The organism is Pseudomonas sp. AM4(2022), from assembly GCF_036346515.1.
Taxonomy (GTDB): Bacteria; Pseudomonadota; Gammaproteobacteria; order Pseudomonadales; family Pseudomonadaceae; genus Aquipseudomonas; species Aquipseudomonas paracarnis.
On sequence record NZ_JAOTNW010000002.1, the window covers coordinates 18,791 to 37,940 of the forward strand.

The following is a 19,150-nucleotide window of genomic DNA, read 5'->3' on the forward strand; positions in this document are numbered from 1 at the left end:
ATACGGGAAAGCTCCTAAAGCGGTTTTGATTGAATTCCATTTTTCGCAGACTAGTATCGGTTTCTGGTTTTACTCCGGAAAACAAAAACAATGTCTGGGCCCACCCTCTCCCGCTTTATCCTTATCACCTGCATTTCCCTGATCAGCTTTTTCCCGATCAATATCCTGCTTCCCTCGTTCCCCGCCCTGTCCACCCAGTTCGACACACCCAGTGCAGACATCGCACTGTCCATCAGCCTGTTCACCCTGGTGTTTTCGATCTCGCAACTGGTCGCCGGCCCGCTGTCGGATAAATGGGGGCGCAAGGAAGTGCTGCTTGGCTGCATCACGCTGTCGATATTTGGCGCAATAGGCTGCGCGATGGCCTCCGATTACCTGACTTTCCTGCTGTTTCGCACAGTGCAGGCCATGGGTTGTGGTTTCTTCGTATTGGGCCATGCGCTGGTGGAAGACCTTTTCGAGGAACAGGACCGAGCCCGCGTGCGCCTCTATTACATGACCCTCAGCGGTTCATTCGTCGCCCTGTCACCTTTGATCGGCTCCTGGCTGCAAACCACATTCGACTGGCAAGGCAGCTTCTACGGCTTTGCACTGATGGCAGCGGGCATGTTGATCCATGCGCTGTGCATCCTGCCCACCAAGTCCGCCAGCCCGCATCGCGCACCGGTACCCATCATCGGCACACTCAAGGCCGTCGCCGCCAATCGCGACTTCCTGCGTTATTGGTGGATCGCCGCGCTGGTGTTCGCCTGCTATTTCGCCTTGATCAGCGTGACACCGCTGATCTTCATGGATGCATTGAAGTTGTCCGAGTACCAGTACGCCTTGGTGCTGATGGTGTACGGCGCGGCCTATTTGCTCGGCGGCGTGGCAGCGTCGTATTTACAAAAACGTATCTCGCTGTCCCGACAGATTAATATCGGCCTCGGCTTGCTCAGTGTTTCCGGCGTGCTGTTGGCGCTGATCATCCACTACGAGGCCATCACCACCCTCACTTTGCTCATTCCCATGCTGATCAGCGCCCTGGCTGTCACGCTGGTGAGGCCTGCCGCCATTTCCGCCGCGATGTTGCTGTTTTCGAGCAGCGCCGGCACTGCCGCCTCAGCCGGCAACAGCATCATGTTCCTCACCGCCGCCGTCAGCAGCGCGGCGCTCGCCCAAGCGGGGAGCAACCTGCTGATGACCATCGCCATCAGCTTCATCGTGTTCAGCGTCTGGGGCGTGGTGACGAATACCAGGGTTGGACGCTAACGACCTCCCATTCCCACTGTAGGAGCGAGCTTGCTCGCGAAAAACCAATAGGCGACGCGGGCTACCTGATAGCGCTGCGTTATCGTTGACGTTTTTCGCGAGCAAGCTCGCTCCTACAGAAAGCCGGGACATATTCAGAACCAGTGTTTAGACGCCAATAGACGCTGCAGCCTCCTACCGTTTCTCTTCCACCCACAGGAAGAGGACGACGGCGAGGCGACTTCGCTGGCCTGGGTGGTGATGCCGGACCATTTCCATTGGCTGGTTGAATTGCACAACGGCGATTTGTCGAGGCTGATGCGAATCACCAAATCGCGAAGCGCCCACGCCATCAACAAAGCGAGGAGTTGCCACGGGGCACTTTGGCAAAAGGGCTACTTTGATCGCGCGCTGCGTCGGGAGGACGACTTGAAGACGATGGCTCGTTATATCGTCGCAAATCCCTTGCGGGCAGGTTTGGTGGAGCATATCGGCCAGTACCCACTATGGGACGCCATCTGGCTCTGACCCACTCTCCACTGTAGGAGCGAGCTTGCTCGCGAAAAACCAATAGACGACGCGGGCCACCTGATGGCGCTGCGTTATCGTTGACGTTTTTCGCGAGCAAGCTCGCTCCTACAATCGCCCGCACTTCCCGTAGCCGCTATCTTCACGGTTTCGCCCATTCCCTCCAGCCACCAGCGGTGTAGAATCGGCCCTATTCATCGCCAGTCATCCCCCGGCGGGTTTATGAGCTCGAGGCCCAAGCAAGCGGCGATCCCGCGATGCGAGTGGCAACTTCCGGACACACGGCCATTTTTCGGGTGTTCCAGTCGTCAATTAGAAGCTCACTCCCCTTTAGTACTTGATTAGCCGCCCGGAGTGCTCCAATGCCTGATTACCGCTCGAAAACATCCACCCACGGCCGCAACATGGCCGGCGCGCGCGCGCTGTGGCGTGCCACGGGGATGAAGGATGACGACTTCAAGAAGCCGATCATCGCGATTGCCAACTCCTTTACCCAGTTCGTACCGGGCCACGTCCACCTCAAGGACCTCGGCCAACTGGTCGCCCGCGAAATCGAACGCGCTGGCGGCGTGGCAAAAGAATTCAACACCATCGCCGTGGACGACGGCATCGCCATGGGCCATGACGGCATGCTGTATTCCCTGCCGAGCCGCGAGATCATCGCCGACTCCGTGGAATACATGGTCAACGCCCACTGCGCCGACGCCATCGTCTGCATCTCGAACTGCGACAAGATCACCCCCGGCATGTTGATGGCTGCCTTGCGCCTGAACATCCCGGTGATCTTCGTTTCCGGCGGGCCGATGGAAGCCGGCAAGACCAAACTCGCGTCCCACGGACTCGACTTGGTCGACGCCATGGTGATCGCCGCCGATTCCAGCGCTTCTGACGAGAAGGTCGCGGAATACGAGCGCAGCGCCTGCCCGACCTGCGGTTCGTGTTCCGGCATGTTCACCGCCAACTCGATGAACTGCCTGGTGGAAGCCCTGGGTCTCGCCCTGCCGGGCAACGGTTCCACACTGGCCACTCACAGCGACCGCGAGCAGTTGTTCCTGCAGGCCGGCCGCACCATCGTCGAGCTGTGCAAGCGCTACTACGGCGAGAACGATGAGTCGGTGCTGCCGCGCAATATCGCCAACTTCAAGGCGTTCGAAAACGCCATGACCCTGGACATCGCCATGGGCGGTTCCACCAACACCATCCTGCATTTGCTGGCTGCCGCCCAGGAAGCCGAGATCGATTTCGACCTGCGCGACATCGACCGCCTGTCCCGTCACGTGCCGCAACTGTGCAAGGTCGCGCCGAACATCCAGAAGTACCACATGGAAGATGTGCACCGCGCCGGCGGGATCTTCTCGATCCTCGGCTCCCTGGCCCGTGGCGGCCTGCTGCACACCGACCTGCCGACCGTGCACAGCAAATCCATCGCCGAAGGCATCGCCAAATGGGACATCACCCAGACTGACGACGAAGCCGTGCACACCTTCTTCAAGGCCGGCCCGGCCGGTATTCCGACCCAGACCGCGTTCAGCCAGTCGACCCGTTGGGACACCCTGGACGACGACCGTGAAAACGGCTGCATCCGCAGTGTCGAGCACGCCTACTCGCAAGAAGGCGGCCTGGCCGTGCTGTACGGCAACATCGCCCTCGACGGCTGTGTGGTCAAAACGGCAGGTGTCGATGAATCCATCCACGTTTTCGAAGGCCGCGCCAAGATCTACGAAAGCCAGGACAGTTCGGTACGCGGCATCCTCGCGGACGAAGTCAAGGAAGGCGACATCGTGATCATCCGCTACGAAGGCCCCAAAGGCGGCCCGGGTATGCAGGAGATGCTTTACCCTACGTCCTACCTGAAATCCAAAGGCTTGGGCAAAGCCTGCGCCCTGCTGACCGACGGCCGTTTCTCCGGCGGCACGTCGGGCCTGTCCATCGGCCACGCTTCCCCGGAAGCTGCTGCAGGTGGTGCGATTGGCCTGGTGCAAGATGGCGACAAGGTGCTGATCGACATTCCAAACCGCTCGATCAACCTGTTGATCAGCGATGAAGAATTGGCGGCACGCCGCGTTGAGCAGGACAAGAAGGGCTGGAAGCCGGTAGAAAAGCGTCCGCGCAAAGTCACCACCGCGTTGAAGGCCTACGCCCTGCTGGCCACCAGCGCCGACAAGGGTGCTGTGCGTAACAAAGCGATGCTCGACGGTCTGTAAGACTCGCGCATAAAAATGCCCCGCCAAGTGCGGGGCATTTTTATGCCTGAAACAATCCTGACGAACAATGGAAACCCCATGTGGGACGGGGCTTACCCTAATGCCAGTGTAGGAGCGAGCTTGCTCGCGAAAAACTCAAAGGCACCGCGTTTATTCAGGAAACACGCGCTATCGTTGACGTTTTTCGCGAGCAAGCTCGCTCCTACAGCAATGACGCGTCAGGCTTTAGAACTGTGGGGTGTAGGTCATGCTGAACATCACGTTACGCGGGTCGCCATAGTAGTTACTGCCCCACGTCGCGTTATACGCAGGGATGTAGTACTTCTTGTCGAACATATTGTTCAGGTTCGCCGCCACGGTGAACTCCTGGTTGATCTTGTAGGCCACCCGCGAATCCCACAGTGCATTGCCGGGTACGCTGAAGTTGCGGTCGTAGGCTTCGGTGCTGCTTTGTGCGGTTACGCCGGCACCGACGCTGAACTGCTGCCAATCGCCCGGCAACTGGTAGTCACCCCAGACCTTGAGCAGGTGCTTGGGTGTCCAGGTGCTGAAGATCTTGCCTTCGTAAGTGTCGTCTTTGAGGAATTTGGTGGTGTTGTAGGTGTAGCTGGAGACCAGTTGCAAACCCGGCAGCACTTCGCCGCTCAAAGTGGCTTCGAAGCCTTGGCTGCGAACCTTGCCCGAGGCGAGCGAGCAGTACCAGCCGCCGCAGACTTTGCCGCCTTGCAGGTCTTGAGCCGCACGGTTTTCCTGGTCATAACGGAAGATGGCGAACGAGGTATTCAGACGACCGTCCGCCAGTTCACCCTTCAGGCCCAGTTCGTAGTTCTGGCCTTCGATGGGCTTGAGCACGGTCAAAGACGTGGTCAGGTTGGTTTGCGGTTCGAACGCGTCAGCGTAGCTGGCGTAGGCTGACCATTGGTCATTGAGGGCGTACACCAAGCCGGCGTACGGGGTAACGTGACCATTGCTCTGCGTGGTGCTGCGGGTGGGGTCGCCATACACACCCCGGGAACCGCTCTCGTCGGTGTAGCCATAGTCATACCAACTGGTACGTGCACCGAGAATCAAGGTCAGTGGGTCCACAACCTTGACGCGCCAAGTGCCATAAACCCCTTTCTGGCGAATGTCATACCAACTTTTCGTAGCATTGCCCGCCTGGAACAGCTGGTTTTTGTCGCGCTGTGGACGATTGTGATCGATGTTGAAGATATCCGCGCCAGCCGTCGCTGCTCGCGCCCACTGGTCGTTGGTGGTGAGCTTGGAATAGTTGGCGCCCAGCACCACCTCCTGTTGCAAGCCCAAACCTTCAAACTTGCCGTTCACGTACACATCCACCCCACGGCTCTTGGTATTGAAGTCGGTGACCCAATCCACATAACGCACATTGCCGGCGGTGCCGGGGTTGGGAACCTCATCCCAGGTCGCCTGGTAGGTCGCGTCGTTGTGTTCATCCATGGCCACGAGGGCAGCTTTCACCTTCCAGTCATCGTTGAAGCGATGCTCGATATCGGCAAACACCTGGGTCTGGTTATTGACGTTGCGGTTCCAGCTGGCGCCGACAAAAGTCGAGCGCGGCAGGCCGATATCGCTGCCATTGGCGTAACGGGGCAGTGACATGAAGTTGGGTCGCGAGTGGCCTTTCTGGTTGCTGACCCCCACACCGACGGTGGTGTTTGGCGTGAAGTCGTAGTCCACGGCGGCATACACCGTCTGATTCCAGCCACCGGCATAGTCAACAAACGAGTCCGTCGTGTCGTAATCCGCCACAAACCGGCCGCGCAGGGTGCCTTCGGCATTGAGCGGGCCACCGGCATCGACCTGGGTGCCGTAGTGGTCCCAGGAGCCGGCTTTTGCAGTGATCGTCACAGTCGGGTCCTGCTGGCCACGCTTGCGCACCAGGTTCATGGTGCCGCCCGGGCTGTTGGCGCCTTGCAGCAAAGCGGCCGGGCCGCGCAGGGTTTCTACACGGTCATAGATGGCCATGTTTTCAGTGAGGTAGCTGCCCAACGCATAGGTGTTACGCGGGATGCCCACGCCATCGTATTGCAGGGTGCCGACCTCAAAGCCACGGGAGAAGATGAACATACCGGGCCCAGGGGATTTGGTCGCTGTCAGGCCGGGGGTGCGCTTGACTACTTCGGACAGCTTGGTGGTGTTCTGGTCATCCATCTGCTTGCGTGTCATGACGCTGACCGATTGCGGGATGTCCTTGAGCTTCTGTTCGCCTTTGCCAAGGGTCACCGCGCCCGTGGTGTAAGAGCCGCTACCCTCGGTGGTGGCGCCCAGGCGTTCGGCGCTGATGGTGGTGGCGCCGACTTCGATGGCCGAACCGCTGGCCACGCGCTTTTCCAGGGTGACCGTATCGGCATTGATAAACGCCGCGCTCAATCCCGTGCCACCAAGCAGTTGCGCGAGCGCTTCGCGCTGACCGAGATTGCCTTTCACACCCGGCGATATCACCCTCTGGGTCAACTCACCCGACACCAGCACCTGAACTCGCGTCACCGCCGAAAACGCCGCCAACGCGCCGTCCAGGCTTTGCCCCGGAATATCAAAACGGTACGTCTGGGCTTGCGTAGTCTCGGCGGCCTGCAAATACATCGATGCAGTGCCACAGGCCATGGAAATGGCCAGTGCCAGCAAGGGCCGTGCGGCGAATCGGTGTGCCATGGATAGTGCTCCCCGGTGCAAAAGTCTGTAATCGGCGCCGCACTACTTGAGAGTGCTTACTATTTACGCCTCAGTGATCAAGGACGAGCGCTTGCGGGAAAACCCTGAAAGTTTTTTCAAAAAATTGTGATTACGACGCCTTGCCTTCGTGCAACACCAGTAAATACGGGGTGTAGTGCTCAGCGCGCAGGTTGAGGGTGTATTCCAGCGCCTTGATCACCGCGTCGGGTTTATCGATTTCAAACACGCCGGAGACCACGCGATTGCGCAAGGCGTCGCCCAGTATCAGGGTCTTGCCCGGCCAATAACGGTTCAGCTCGTTGACCACGTCCGACAGCGGTTGCTGACGAAACACCAGTTGCCGCTGGCGCCAGGCAAACCCGCTGGCCGGGTCGAAACCATGCACCTCGGCCAGGCGCTGCCCCTGATACTCCACCGCCCGACCCGGCTCCAGGTACACCGACGTGTCGCTGCCAGAACTGACCTGTACCTTGCCTTGCGCGACTTGCACGCGAGTCTGGGCATCGCGCCGCGCCACGCTGAATTGTGTGCCGACCACCTTTACCCAACCATCGCCGGACTGCACTACAAACGGTCGCGACGGGTCCTTGGTCACGTCGAAGAATCCTTCGCCCCGCAACAAACGCACCTGGCGCTCGCCCGCACTCATGCGCACCTGTATGGCACTGTCGGTATTGAGCTGCAGGTGGGAGCCATCGGCCAGTTCGATGCTGCGTGACTCGCCGGTGCCAGTGGCATAGTCCGCGCGCATGCGGTCAAGCCAGGGTGTATTTTGCACAGTCAGGCCCACTGCCAGCAGCACGGCCGCGGCGCAGGCCCAGCGCGACCAGCGCCGTGCGGGCTTGCGCCAGGCAGCCTGTTCGGCGCGACGAACGACCCGCGCCGGTTCATGCAAGCCGCCGAGCATCGCCTGCACTTCCTGCCAGGCGGCATCCTGGGCATCGCCCTGCTCCAGCCATATGGCGAAAGCCTGCAGTTCACCAGGTGTGACATCCTCGGCCTGCAGGCGGAAATACCAGGCGCACGCTTCGTCGAACAGTTCGTCGGCAGTGGGGGTAACGGTCATGACCGACGTCCTTGTTCATCACAGGCAAGCCGTTTCTTGATAAAGCCACGGCATTCAATCAAGGCGCGACGCAATTGGTATTCCACACTGCGCGGGCTGATCGACAGGCGTTCGCCGATCTCGCGATAGGAGAGTTCGTCGACATGATAGAGCAGGAAGATCTGTCGAGTCGCTTCAGGCAGCGCCAAAATCGCGTCCTGCATCAACTGTTGCCGTTGATAGGCAGCCAATTGCTCGTCGATATCTGGGTTGTTGCACGGCAATTCTTCGCTGGGCTCGCCGGCATCCAGGCGTTCGCGGCGAATGGCCTGGCGTTGGTGGTCGCGCACCAGGTTGCTGGCAATGGTGAAGAGGAACGCGGGGAGGTTGTCGATCTTCTCGCCGGACTCCAGGCGCGCCAGGCGCAGGAAGGATTCCTGGGTCAGGTCGGCAGCCACCTGGGCACTGCCGGTGCGGCGAGTGACGAAGGCTTCAAGGGCTTTCTTCTGCTCCGCGAACAGGCGCGCGATCTGCGAATTCCAGGAGAGCACGGCACTACCTTGAGAAGAACGTGGGGTTCAGGAGGTGTGCACGCTAGCAGAGGATGAGATTGGTTCGCAATTGATATCTATTTTTGCCTTTGAGTCTGCGGTGTTCTTAAGACCGCCTTCGCGGGCAAGCCCGCTCCCACAGTTGACCGCGCCCCAACATGAGAATGCGGTCGACGGTGGGAGCTGGCTTGCCTGCGATGCAGGCGACTCGGTCTTACTGGATATCGTCAGGCTTGACGATCACCCAGTTCTTGTCCGCCGTCACCGGCAACCCTTCCTTGGCTTGAGCCGCCGCGTGCTTGGCGATCATGCCGTTGAGCTGGGTCATGTATTTGTCTTTGCGGTTGATCCACAAGTGGATACCGCCTTTAGCCACGTCCACATCATGGAACAGCATGTAACCGTCGCTGGTGGGTGTATCACCGCCGACGATCACCGGTTTTTTCCACTCGTCGATATAGGTGAGGATCGCCGCGTGCTTGCCGGCCATCCAGGTCGCCGGGGTCCACAGGTAGGGTGTCAGCTCCAGGCCGAGGTTGGCCTTCTCGTCATATTTGCCCGCGGTGATCTGCTTGCGTGCGGTGGTCAACTCGCCGGTTTTGCGGTCCTTGAGCATCGTGGTCACGCCGATGACGTTCTCGGGCTTTACGTTGTAGCCGTACTTCGGATCGGCCGCGACCATGCGCACCAGCTCCTCGGAAGCGGCGGTCATCACATACACCTCGATGCCGTTTTCCATCAGTTTGTTGTACAGCTCGGCCTGGCCGGTGAAGACTTTTGGCGGCTGCACCTCGGATTTCTTCACCGCGTCGCCTTCAAAATAACTGACCGGCACTGGCTTGCCGGAGGCCATCAGCTCATCCACCTGAACCTTGAGTTCCTTGAGGGTAAAGCCAGAGAACACCTGGGCGACCCACGGGTAGCAGACCATGTCGTCGACTTCACAAAGGCGGTAGTAGTAGCTGAACAGGCTCTCTTTATGCTCGGCGGTGTCTTTGAACGGCATCAGCTTGAGCGACGGGTCGAGGCTGTCGCGGGTGATCAGGCCCTTGTTTTCCATGAACGGCAGCAAGGACTCTTCGAGGTCGTAACGGTAGCTGGTGTTGTCCATGTCGAACACCGCGTAGTTACCCTTGTTGGCGTTGGCGGCGATCATTTCGTTGAGTTGTTTGGCGGCAGGTGCCGGCCAGTGTTTTAACTCGGTGGCGGCAAACGCCTGGCTGGCGAGCCCGAGGCAAAAGGCGGCGGATACCAATAGTTTCGGCGCGAGCTTCATAGGCGTTGTCTCCCTCAAGTGAAAGACATCGACGCTAACAAATCCGTATGACAGTTATCGCCCGGGCACGACCGCGGACGTCGCGATTGCGCCAAGGGCATACGCCTGAGCGTCAAATGCTTATTCCAAAAACGACAGTCACCATTCCATATCGGTATTAAATCAATATATTTCAAGCTGTTAGGCTTCCCGGTTCGCAATCGCAGGCTCACGCGATTGGCTGCCTTCTCAACGGAGCTTCAATGAATCTGCCCCTGATTCTCAATTTATTGGTGTTCGTGGCCCTGTTGCTGGGCCTGGCACAAACTCGCCGTACTAACTGGAGCCTGGCCAAGAAGGTGCTGTTCGCCCTGGTGCTTGGCGTGCTGTTCGGTGCGGCTTTGCACACGATCTACGGCGACGGCAACCCGGTGCTCAAAGCCTCGATCAGCTGGTTTGACCTGGTCGGCAACGGCTATGTGCAACTGCTGCAAATGATCGTGATCCCGCTGGTGTTCGCCTCGATCCTCAGTGCCGTGGCGCGCCTGCACAATGCCTCGTCCCTGGGCAAAATCAGCTTCCTGACCATCGGCACGCTGCTGTTCACCACCGCTATCGCAGCGCTGATCGGCATCGGCCTGACCAACCTGTTCGGCCTCACCGCCGAAGGCCTGGTAGCCGGCACCCAGGAAATGGCGCGCCTGCAAGTGATCCAGAGCGATTACGCTGGCAAGGTTGCCGACCTGAATATCCCGCAGTTGCTGCTGTCGTTCGTACCGGCCAACCCGTTCGCCGACCTGGCCCGGGCCAAGCCGACGTCGATCATCAGCGTGGTGATTTTCGCCGCGTTCCTTGGGGTTGCTGCACTGCAACTGCTCAAGGACGACGTGGAAAAAGGCCAGAAAGTCCTTAACGCCATCGACACCCTGCAAGCCTGGGTGATGCGCCTGGTACGCCTGGTGATGAAGCTGACCCCCTACGGTGTGCTGGCGCTGATGACCAAGGTAGTCGCCGGTTCCAACCTGCAAGACATCATCAAACTGGGCAGTTTCGTGGTGGTGTCGTACCTGGCCCTGGGCCTGATGTTCGTGGTGCACGGCCTGCTGCTGTCCCTGGCCGGGATCAACCCGCTGCGCTTCTTCCGCAAGGTGTGGCCGGTGCTGACCTTCGCCTTCACCAGCCGCTCCAGCGCTGCGAGTATTCCGCTGAGCATTGAAGCGCAAACCCGTCGCCTGGGCATCCCGCAATCCATCGCCGGTTTCGCCGCCTCGTTTGGCGCGACCATCGGCCAGAACGGTTGCGCCGGTCTTTACCCTGCGATGTTGGCGGTAATGGTCGCGCCGACCGTGGGCATCAACCCGCTGGACCCGCTGTGGATCGCAACCCTGGTGGCGATTGTGACCTTGAGTTCGGCGGGCGTTGCCGGCGTCGGCGGCGGTGCGACCTTTGCCGCGCTGATCGTGCTGCCGGCCATGGGCTTGCCGGTGTCACTGGTGGCGCTGTTGATTTCCGTGGAACCGCTGATCGACATGGGCCGCACGGCGTTGAACGTCAATGGTTCGATGACGGCGGGGGCGATTACCAGCCAGATCATGGGGCAGACGGATAAAGCGTTGCTGGATGCCGATGAGCATGCCGAGTTAGCGCAGGCATAAAGGCTTATAACCTGTAGGAGCGAGCTTGCTCGCGAAGAACCTGAGGGCGCCGCGTTCATTCAGAATGCCCGCGTCATCGTTGACGATCTTCGCGAGCAAGCTCGCTCCTACACTAGTTGCGCTCCCACACTTCGAAGTTGTAGGCCGGCTTATCACCTTCGGCTGGATTCTCGACATTCGACACCAGCTTCCACTGGTTCATATCAAACTCTGGAAACCACGCATCCCCTTCCGGGCTCAGCGCTACGCGGGTCAGGTACAAGCGATCGGCCAGTTCCAGCCCCTGCGCATACAACTGCGCGCCGCCGATCAGCATCAGCTCGTCCACGCCTTGTGCCTTGGCCCACTCTTCGGCGCGCTCTACCGCCGCGTCCAGTGACGGAAAAACTTGCGCACCTTCCAACACAAGATCGGTCTGACGGCTGACCACCAGGTTCAAGCGCCCCGGCAGCGGTCGACCCAGGGAGTCCCAGGTCTTGCGCCCCATGATGATCGGCTTGCCGAGCGTGGTGGCCTTGAAATATTTGAAATCCCCCGGCAAATGCCAGGGCATGCTGTTGTCGACGCCGATCACACGGTTTTCACCGAGGGCTGCGATCAGGCTTAAAGGGAGAGTTTTTTTCATGGCGACGAGAATACCAGAGCGGCGAGCCAGCGGTTATGCTCCAACCTCATCAACACGACAGGACGGCGCGTGACTGAACTGACCCCGCTGCACAGACTTTGGCTGACAGAAGCCGTGCGCCTGCGTGAAGAACACGCCGGCCCCCTGGAAGACCTGGAAGCCAACCGCCTGGCCCGCACCGCCGGGGGCGACCTGCCCACGCGCATCCAGCAGCGTGCGCTGCACCTGGCCGAGCGCGATGGCTTGGCCGCCGCGCTCAGCCGCTGGCTGCAAGGCGCACGCCTGGCGCTGGTGTTACTGGCGGTGGTCGCCGTCATCAGCGGCGCCGGTTTGGCGTTCGCCGCGCTGGGCAATGGCCTGGCCCCGGTGAATGTGTTCTGGGCCTTGGGCAGCCTGCTCGGCCTGAACCTGATCTTGCTGATCAGTTGGGCCCTGGGCCTGCTGTTTGCCGGCGAACACAGCGCCAGTCTCGGCCGACTGTGGTTGTGGCTCAGCGAGAAACTGGCGCGTGACGCCAAGGCCGCGCAACTGGCCCCGGCACTGTTGCTGTTGCTGCAACGGCAAAAACTCAATCGCTGGGCAGTGGGTGTGCTGGTCAACAGCTTGTGGTTGCTGGCCTTGCTCAGCGCCCTGGTGATCCTGCTGACCCTGCTCGCCACCCGCCGCTATGGGTTTGTGTGGGAGACCACCATTCTCGGCGCCGATACCTTTGTCGCCGTGACCCAGGCCCTCGGCACACTCCCGGCTCTGCTGGGCTTCAATGTACCTACCGTGGAGATGATCCGCGCCAGCGGCGACTCCGCGCTGAATATCGAAAGCGCCCGCCAGGCCTGGGCGGCCTGGCTGGTGGGCGTGTTGCTGGTCTACGGCCTGCTGCCGCGGCTGATCCTTGCCTTGCTGTGCCTGTGGCGATGGAAACGCGGGCGCGCAGCGTTACGCCTGGACCTCACCCTGCCTGGCTACGCCCAACTGCGCGAACGCCTGATGCCCAGCAGCGAGCGCCTGGGGGTCAACGATGTAGCGCCCGACCACCTGCACCCGATCAGCGGCGGCGCAAGTGAGCTGGAGAGTGATGGCGCCTTGCTGGTCGCCATCGAACTCGACGACCAACACCCTTGGCCCCCCAAACTGCCTGCCAACGTCAAGAACGCCGGCATCCTCGACAGCCGCGAATCACGCAACAAACTGCTGGAGCAACTCAGCCGTTTCCCACCCGCGCGCCTGGCCATCGCCTGTGACCCGCGTCGCTCGCCGGACCGTGGCAGCCTGGCGCTGATCGCCGAGCTGGCACGCAGCGCCACCGACACCCGCGTATGGCTGCTGCAGGCACCACCGGGCCAGGCACTGGACGCCGAGCGCCTGGGCGACTGGCATGCCGCGATGCAACAGCTTGAGCTGTCGTTTGCCGATTGCGCGCCGCTAAGCTGGCTGGAGACCGGTCATGACTAAACCGCTGAAACTCGCCGTGGTCGGCCACACCAACGTGGGCAAAACCTCATTGCTGCGCACTCTCACCCGCGATGTCGGCTTTGGCGAAGTGTCCCATCGCCCCAGCACCACGCGGCATGTCGAAGGCGCACGCTTGTCGGTAGATGGCGAAGCCTTGCTGGAGCTGTACGACACCCCCGGACTGGAAGACGCCATCGCCCTGCTCGATTACCTGGAACGCCTCGACCGCCCCGGCGAACGCCTGGATGGCCCTGCGCGGCTGGCGCGCTTTCTGGAAGGCAGCGAGGCGCGCCAGCGTTTCGAACAGGAAGCCAAGGTGCTGCGCCAGTTGCTGGCCTCCGATGCCGGCCTGTACGTGATCGACGCTCGCGAGCCGGTGCTGGCCAAGTACCGCGACGAGCTGCAAGTGCTGGCCAGTTGTGGCAAACCGTTGTTGCCGGTGCTCAACTTTGTCAGCAGCAGCGACCACCGCGAACCGGACTGGCGCGAAGCCCTGGCCCGCCTCGGCCTGCATGCGCTGGTGCGTTTCGACAGCGTGGCGCCGCCCGAAGACGGCGAACGCCGGCTGTATGAAAGCCTGGCTCTGCTGCTGGAAAACTCACGGCCGCAGTTGGAACGCCTGATCCTCGATCAAGCAGCCCAGCGCCAGGCTCGCCAGCAAAGCGCCGCACGGCTTATCGCCGAATTGCTGATCGACTGCGCCGCCTGCCGCCGCAGTGTGACAACCGAGGATGAGCCCCAAGCCGTCAGCGACTTACGCAAGGCCGTGCGCCAACGCGAGCAAAAGTGCGTCGAAGCCCTGCTCAAACTGTTCGGCTTCCGCCCACAGGACGCCGCCGCCAGCGACTTGCCGTTGCTGGACGGGCGCTGGGGCGACGACCTGTTCAACCCCGAAACCCTCAAGCAACTGGGCGTGCGCGTGGGTGGCGGGATCGCCGCTGGCGCAGCAGCCGGTGCGGGTGTGGACCTCCTGGTCGGCGGCCTGACGCTGGGCGCTGCGGCCCTGGCGGGCGCGATTGCCGGCGGTGCACTGCAAACCGCACGCAGCTATGGCAGCCGCCTGATGGGCAAGATGAAGGGCCAACGCGAACTCACCGTCGATGACAGCGTGCTGCGCCTGCTCGCCCTGCGCCAACGCCAACTGCTCAAGGCCCTGAACCTGCGCGGGCATGCGGCGATGCACAGCATCAAGGTCGATACGCCCCAGGACAAAACCTGGCGCGAAGGCAAGTTGCCGGACGCCTTGAACAAGGCCCGCGCCTATCCGCAATGGTCGTCCCTCAACCCCCACGCCAAACTGAGCCAGGCCGAGCGGCAGGAACAGGTCGAAGCCCTTGCCATGCGCCTCGACGAGACCTAAGCAATCATCAGCACCTGCCGGGCCTTGGCCTTAAGCACCTCAAGGTCCAACACCGGCACCTGCATTTGCTTGGCCTGCTCGTCCCAGTGGCGCATGCGCAAGCTCACGGCATATAGCGGGTCTTGTTCAAAGGCCCGGGCCTCTTCGGCGCTCATGACGCCGCCCTGGTAACCCAGGGTGCGACGGCTGGCTTGGCTCAGGCGGGCGAAATAGTCCGGCTGGCTGAAGGTCAGGTAACGCTTGGCCTGCACGTGGTATTCCACCAGCCTGGCCAGGCGTTCGCTGAAGCCTGCGCGACGCAGGTAATCGGCGCCCAGCCGCTCGTGGCTGACCACGCCATAACCGCCCATGTTCGCGCCGCCCTGGCCGCAGAGATGGCCGATGTCGTGGAAAAACGCCGCCAGCACCACCTCGTCGTCAAAACCTTCGGCCATTGCCAATTGCGCGGCCTGGGACATGTGCTCGATTTGCGACACCGGCTCGCCGATGTAGTCAGCCGTGCCATGCTGCTCGTACAAGCCAAACACCTGGGCAATCGCCTGTTCCGGGCTCATCGCGTCGCGCCCCACAGTGTGCTGATATTACGCTCGGCCATCGCCGGCCCCACGCTCATCCCTACGCCGGTGTGCATCAAGGCAGCGCTGACGCCGGGTGCCGCCTGTACAAACGAAAACGGCCCAGGCCCGCGAGATCCGTAGACACCCTGCCAGCGTTCGACCACCTGGACCTTGCAACCCAGGGTCTGTTGCGCCAGTTCGATCAGCCAGTCATCCACCTGCTCGGCATTGAAGGGCGACGGATCGCTGTCGTAATGGTGGGAATCACCGATGATCAACTCGCCATGGGGCGTTGGGCTGATCAACAGGTGAATACCGTGCTCGTGCAGGTACGGCGCTTCACGCAGGATCTGCGCCTGCACCGCGGCCGCTTCCGGCAGGTCGGCAAAGGCGCCGTAGTGCACGCAGCTTAAGCCGGTGAGCAAGGCATGTTGCAGGTTCAGATTAAGCACCGGCCGGGCGCGCAGCATTTGCAGGCGACAGGTTTGCGGGTTGAGCGCGGCGATGGCGTCGGCCAGCAGGGTCTGATAATCGTGGCCGGAGCAGACGATGATCTGCTCGCCGCGAAAGCGGCCTGCCGTGCTGTGCAACTGGCCCGGTTCCACCTCGCGCACCAGGGTGGAGAAGTGAAACTCCACATTGAGCGCCTGGCTCAGGTAATGGATCAGCGCCGGGATGGCCTCGCGGGAATACAGTTGCTGGTCGTCCTTGCCATGCAGTGCGGCGCGGTGATGACGGAACTGGCCGGCGTACAGGTCGTTCATGGCAGCACCTTGCAGCAGCTCGACGTTGTAGCTGTGCTCCCGCGCGCGCCCGGCGCAGAAGGCTTCGAGCAGATGTTCTTCGGCTTCGGTGCGGGCGAACAGGTAGGAGCCATTGCGCTTGAGCGCCAGGCCCGCCGCTTGCGCCCACTGGCCCCAGATTTCGCGGCTTTCACGCGCCAGGTCGAGCATTGGCCCTGGTGGTTGGCCGGTGACCAGGGCTTGGCCGAAGTTGCGTACAGAGGCGCCCAATGGCGTGGCGCTGCGCTCGAACACCTTGACCTTGAGGCCGCGCCTGGCGGCGGCATAGGCGTGGGAGAGGCCGAGGATGCCGGCGCCGACGACTAACAGATCACTACTCATACTGTCCTCTGGTTCCCGCGCTCCGCGTGGGAATTCATCCGGTGACGCTCCGCGTCACGACCTTTAAAAGCGGACGCGGAGCGTCCAGAGCGGCGTTCCCACGCGGAGCGTGGGAACGATCGGTTACTGTTTTTCCGACTTGCCGTCATAACGCTTACGCCACTCAGCCAGGATGCTGTCACGGTTTTTGGAAGCCCAGACAAAGTCGTTCTTGATCAACCGTTGCTCGTAGTCCGCTGGCAATTCGGTCTGCGGCTTGGCGATACCCGGTTGGGCGAGCACGGCGAAGTTGTCCTTGTACAGATCCATCGCCGCGGTGCTTGCGGAGAAGTCAGCGAGTTTTTTCGCTGCGTCGGCGTGGGCAGTGCCTTTGATCACGGCGGTGGCTTCGATGTCCCAGCCCAGGCCTTCTTTGGGCAGGATAATGTCCAGCGGTGCACCCTGGCGCTTGAGCTGAACCGCCGGGTATTCGAAGGAGATACCGATCGGGAACTCACCGGAGGCCGCCAGCTTGCACGGCTTGGAGCCGGAGTGAACGTACTGGCCGATGTTCTGGTGCAGGTCGTCCATGTACTGCCAGCCTTGCTTCTCGCCGAAGGTCTGGAGCCAGGCGCTGACATCCAGAAATCCAGTGCCCGAAGAGGCCGGGTTGGGCATCACGATCTTGCCCTTGTACTCAGGCTTGGTCAGGTCCTGCCAGCTCACCGGTTTGGTGAGGCCCTGCTTTTCGGCTTCGACGGTGTTGAAGCAAATAGTGGCGGCCCACACGTCCATGCCGACCCACGCCGGAGGGTTGGCGGCGTCGCGGTAATGCTTGCCGATCTTGTCCAGGTCCTTGGGCGCGTAGTTGTCGAGCATGCCTTGCTGATCGAGGATCGCCAGGCTGGAGGCGGCCAGGCCCCACACCACGTCAGCCTGGGGGCGGTCTTTCTCGGCCAGCAGTTTGGCGGTGATGATGCCGGTGGAGTCGCGCACCCACTTGATCTCGACGTCGGGGTTGGCCTGTTCGAAAGCTTTTTTGTAGGTCTTCAACTGCTCGGCTTCAAGGGCCGTGTACACCGTCAACTCGGTCTTGGCGAAAGCATTCAGGCTGAATGCCGTGAGGACTGCAGCGACCAGCGCCAGGGGCTTGAACATGGAGCACCTCCTTCAGGGATGTTTTATTGGCCAGGTGCGCGCTGGCGCCAGGCTTGGGAGCGGCGCAGCGCGCCACGTGAGGCCCACGCCAGCAGCAGCGAGACGCTGGCCGAGGTGAACAGGATCAGGGTCGACATGGCCGCCGCGCCGCCCACATTGCCGGCGTCGTCCATGTTCAGCACGGCGACGGCGGCGAGGATGGTGTCGGGGCTGTAGAGGAAAATCGCGGCGGACACGGTGGTCATCGCCGACACAAACAGGTAGCGCAGAATGTCCAGCAGCGCCGGCAGACAGATCGGCACCGTGACGCGCAGATAATGGCGGTACAACGGTGCCTTGAGGGACAACGCGGCGGCCTCGAACTCGGCGTCCAACTGGCGCAAGGCAGTGGTCGCGGTCATCTGCGCGGTGGTCAGGTAGTGCGCAATGGTGCACACCACCAGCAACACCATGCTGCCGTACAACACATGCAACGGGTTGCCGTTGAGGTTGAAGAAGAACACGTAGCCCAGCCCCAGGACCAGGCCCGGCACGGCCATCGGCACGAAGCTGAGCATGCGCAACGCCAGGTTCAGGTGTTTCTGGCCCTTGGTCTTTTCCATCAGGTAGGCGCCGGTGAAAATCAGCACGCTGCCGATCAACGCCGTGCACAGCGCCATGGTCAGGCTGTTGCGATAGGCCAGCCAGCCGCCACCGGCGGTGTCTTCGAATTGGTAGTGGTTGAGCGACAGCGACAGGTTGTACGGCCAGAATTTCACCAGCGAGGAGTACACCGCCATGCCGAACACCAGCAGCAACGCCGCGCAGATCAGCAGCACGATGGCCAAGTAGCACCCGTCGCGCAGCCGCGATGGCGCTGGCTGGAACACCTGGGCGCGGCCGCTCATCGCGTCGCCATGCCGACGACGCAACCAGGCATCCACGCCAAAGCTGAACAGCGCCGGCAGCAGCAACACCATGCCGATCAACGCGCCGCGACCGAACTGTTGCTGGCCCACCACAGCCTTGTAGGCCTCCAGCGCCAGCACCTGGTAATCACCGCCCACCACCACCGGTACCCCGAAGTCGGTGATGGTCAGGGTGAACACCAGGCAGAATGCGGCGAACACCGCCTGGCGCGTGGCCGGCCAAGTAATGCTGCGAAACGCCCGTGCCGGGCTGGCGCCCATGCTCGAAGCAGCGTCGAACAAACGCGCATCCGCCAGGGACAACGCCGACAGCAAAATCATCAAGGCATGGGGAAAGGTGTAGATTACCTCGCCGAGCACAATGCCCCAGAAACCGTAGATATTCTCCGAGAACAAGCCGCGCAGCAGGCCCTGGTTGCCGAACAGATAAACCAGGGCAATGCCCGGCAGCATCGAAGGCGCCATCAATGGCAGCAATGACAGGCCGCGCCAGATGGACTTGCCGGGGATCAGCGTGCGTTGCAGGGCATAGGCAAACAAGTAGGCCAGCGGCACGACGATGGCCGCAACGCTGAGGGAAACTTTCAGGCTATTGCCCAGCAACCAGTGGAAGTTGGCGCTGCTCAGCAGTTCGCGTGCCGCCACCAGGCCACCGCCCTGCCCGGCTTCGCTGCTGAAGCCGCGCCAGAAGATCGCCAACAGCGGCAACAGCACCGCCACCACTAACAGGCCCAGCCAGAGCCACTTGCCGCCGACCACGAAGAGGCGGTCGCCCCACTCGGCGCGGGACACCTGGCGCGGTACCGGCAATGTCATCACAGCCCCCAT

The 19,150-nt window shown here is 61.6% G+C and carries 15 protein-coding genes and 1 pseudogene; 6 read left to right on the forward strand and 10 right to left on the reverse strand.

Going from position 1 to position 19,150, the window contains the following annotated elements:
- Window positions 1-90 precede the first annotated feature (90 nt).
- From ODQ19_RS02415 to ilvD, 3 genes are all read left to right on the forward strand, one after another.
- Complete coding sequence (locus tag ODQ19_RS02415) at window positions 91-1,251, forward strand: MFS transporter (RefSeq protein WP_330209251.1); 1,161 nt, start codon at window positions 91-93, stop codon at window positions 1,249-1,251.
- Between the two features lie 81 nt (window positions 1,252-1,332).
- Window positions 1,333-1,758, forward strand: coding sequence for an REP-associated tyrosine transposase (locus ODQ19_RS02420; RefSeq protein WP_442962720.1), 426 nt, complete (start codon window positions 1,333-1,335; stop codon window positions 1,756-1,758).
- A gap of 362 nt (window positions 1,759-2,120) precedes the next feature.
- Window positions 2,121-3,962: a dihydroxy-acid dehydratase gene (gene ilvD, locus ODQ19_RS02425; protein WP_003195159.1), complete on the forward strand. Its 1,842-nt coding sequence runs from the start codon at window positions 2,121-2,123 to the stop codon at window positions 3,960-3,962.
- Window positions 3,963-4,187: 225 nt separating this feature from the next.
- Here the strand turns inward: ilvD and ODQ19_RS02430 are convergent, their stop codons facing one another.
- The 4 genes from ODQ19_RS02430 to ODQ19_RS02445 form a co-directional block, all read right to left on the reverse strand.
- Window positions 4,188-6,635 (reverse strand): TonB-dependent siderophore receptor, encoded by a 2,448-nt coding sequence (locus ODQ19_RS02430; protein WP_330209252.1) that lies wholly within the window; start codon window positions 6,633-6,635, stop codon window positions 4,188-4,190.
- A 130-nt stretch (window positions 6,636-6,765) separates the two neighbouring features.
- Entirely contained in the window at window positions 6,766-7,722 is a 957-nt protein-coding gene (locus ODQ19_RS02435; RefSeq protein ID WP_330209253.1) for a FecR family protein, read from the reverse strand.
- Entirely contained in the window at window positions 7,719-8,252 is a 534-nt protein-coding gene (locus ODQ19_RS02440; protein ID WP_330209254.1) for an RNA polymerase sigma factor, read from the reverse strand. The genes ODQ19_RS02435 and ODQ19_RS02440 overlap by 4 nt, the downstream gene beginning before the upstream one ends.
- A 214-nt stretch (window positions 8,253-8,466) precedes the next feature.
- The gene (locus tag ODQ19_RS02445) at window positions 8,467-9,528 is read right to left on the reverse strand and encodes a haloacid dehalogenase-like hydrolase (protein WP_330209255.1); all 1,062 of its coding nucleotides are present in this window, start codon (window positions 9,526-9,528) and stop codon (window positions 8,467-8,469) included.
- Between the two features lie 242 nt (window positions 9,529-9,770).
- Between ODQ19_RS02445 and ODQ19_RS02450 the strand changes: the two genes are divergently transcribed.
- Window positions 9,771-11,162 carry an L-cystine transporter gene (locus tag ODQ19_RS02450; protein ID WP_116667633.1) on the forward strand — a complete coding sequence of 464 codons (1,392 nt, stop codon included), beginning with the start codon at window positions 9,771-9,773 and terminating at the stop codon, window positions 11,160-11,162.
- A 12-nt stretch (window positions 11,163-11,174) separates the two neighbouring features.
- Here the strand turns inward: ODQ19_RS02450 and ODQ19_RS28130 are convergent.
- Together ODQ19_RS28130 and ODQ19_RS02455 are read right to left on the reverse strand one after the other, a co-directional pair.
- A pseudogene (locus ODQ19_RS28130) lies at window positions 11,175-11,261 on the reverse strand (outer membrane lipoprotein carrier protein LolA); the annotation flags it as partial.
- A gap of 13 nt (window positions 11,262-11,274) precedes the next feature.
- The gene (locus ODQ19_RS02455; protein ID WP_330209256.1) at window positions 11,275-11,787 is read right to left on the reverse strand and encodes a dihydrofolate reductase; all 513 of its coding nucleotides are present in this window, start codon (window positions 11,785-11,787) and stop codon (window positions 11,275-11,277) included.
- 69 nt (window positions 11,788-11,856) lie between these two features.
- Between ODQ19_RS02455 and ODQ19_RS02460 the strand changes: the two genes are divergently transcribed.
- A complete protein-coding gene (locus ODQ19_RS02460) occupies window positions 11,857-13,236 on the forward strand; it encodes a DUF2868 domain-containing protein (protein WP_330209257.1) in 1,380 nt (459 codons plus the stop codon).
- Window positions 13,229-14,596 carry a DUF3482 domain-containing protein gene (locus ODQ19_RS02465; RefSeq protein WP_330209258.1) on the forward strand — a complete coding sequence of 456 codons (1,368 nt, stop codon included), beginning with the start codon at window positions 13,229-13,231 and terminating at the stop codon, window positions 14,594-14,596. Before ODQ19_RS02460 ends, ODQ19_RS02465 begins: the two co-directional genes overlap by 8 nt.
- Here the strand turns inward: ODQ19_RS02465 and ODQ19_RS02470 are convergent.
- From ODQ19_RS02470 to ODQ19_RS02485, 4 genes are all read right to left on the reverse strand, one after another.
- Window positions 14,593-15,150, reverse strand: coding sequence for a phosphonate degradation HD-domain oxygenase (locus ODQ19_RS02470; RefSeq protein WP_330209259.1), 558 nt, complete (start codon window positions 15,148-15,150; stop codon window positions 14,593-14,595). The genes ODQ19_RS02465 and ODQ19_RS02470 overlap by 4 nt on opposite strands.
- The gene (locus ODQ19_RS02475) at window positions 15,147-16,277 is read right to left on the reverse strand and encodes a TIGR03364 family FAD-dependent oxidoreductase (RefSeq protein ID WP_330209260.1); all 1,131 of its coding nucleotides are present in this window, start codon (window positions 16,275-16,277) and stop codon (window positions 15,147-15,149) included. The genes ODQ19_RS02470 and ODQ19_RS02475 overlap by 4 nt, the downstream gene beginning before the upstream one ends.
- A gap of 123 nt (window positions 16,278-16,400) precedes the next feature.
- The gene (locus tag ODQ19_RS02480; RefSeq protein ID WP_116667626.1) at window positions 16,401-17,414 is read right to left on the reverse strand and encodes a putative 2-aminoethylphosphonate ABC transporter substrate-binding protein; all 1,014 of its coding nucleotides are present in this window, start codon (window positions 17,412-17,414) and stop codon (window positions 16,401-16,403) included.
- A 23-nt stretch (window positions 17,415-17,437) separates the two neighbouring features.
- Entirely contained in the window at window positions 17,438-19,150 is a 1,713-nt protein-coding gene (locus ODQ19_RS02485) for a putative 2-aminoethylphosphonate ABC transporter permease subunit (protein ID WP_116667625.1), read from the reverse strand.

Coding starts and splice junctions, on each gene's coding strand:
- ODQ19_RS02415 (WP_330209251.1), top strand. CDS start 91: ATGTCTGGGCCCACCCTCTCCCGCTTTATCCTTATCACCTGCATTTCC.
- ilvD (WP_003195159.1), top strand. CDS start 2,121: ATGCCTGATTACCGCTCGAAAACATCCACCCACGGCCGCAACATGGCC.
- ODQ19_RS02430 (WP_330209252.1), bottom strand. CDS start 6,635: ATGGCACACCGATTCGCCGCACGGCCCTTGCTGGCACTGGCCATTTCC.
- ODQ19_RS02435 (WP_330209253.1), bottom strand. CDS start 7,722: ATGACCGTTACCCCCACTGCCGACGAACTGTTCGACGAAGCGTGCGCC.
- ODQ19_RS02445 (WP_330209255.1), bottom strand. CDS start 9,528: ATGAAGCTCGCGCCGAAACTATTGGTATCCGCCGCCTTTTGCCTCGGG.
- ODQ19_RS02450 (WP_116667633.1), top strand. CDS start 9,771: ATGAATCTGCCCCTGATTCTCAATTTATTGGTGTTCGTGGCCCTGTTG.
- ODQ19_RS02455 (WP_330209256.1), bottom strand. CDS start 11,787: ATGAAAAAAACTCTCCCTTTAAGCCTGATCGCAGCCCTCGGTGAAAAC.
- ODQ19_RS02465 (WP_330209258.1), top strand. CDS start 13,229: ATGACTAAACCGCTGAAACTCGCCGTGGTCGGCCACACCAACGTGGGC.
- ODQ19_RS02470 (WP_330209259.1), bottom strand. CDS start 15,150: ATGAGCCCGGAACAGGCGATTGCCCAGGTGTTTGGCTTGTACGAGCAG.
- ODQ19_RS02475 (WP_330209260.1), bottom strand. CDS start 16,277: ATGAGTAGTGATCTGTTAGTCGTCGGCGCCGGCATCCTCGGCCTCTCC.
- ODQ19_RS02480 (WP_116667626.1), bottom strand. CDS start 17,414: ATGTTCAAGCCCCTGGCGCTGGTCGCTGCAGTCCTCACGGCATTCAGC.
- ODQ19_RS02485 (WP_116667625.1), bottom strand. CDS start 19,150: ATGGGGGCTGTGATGACATTGCCGGTACCGCGCCAGGTGTCCCGCGCC.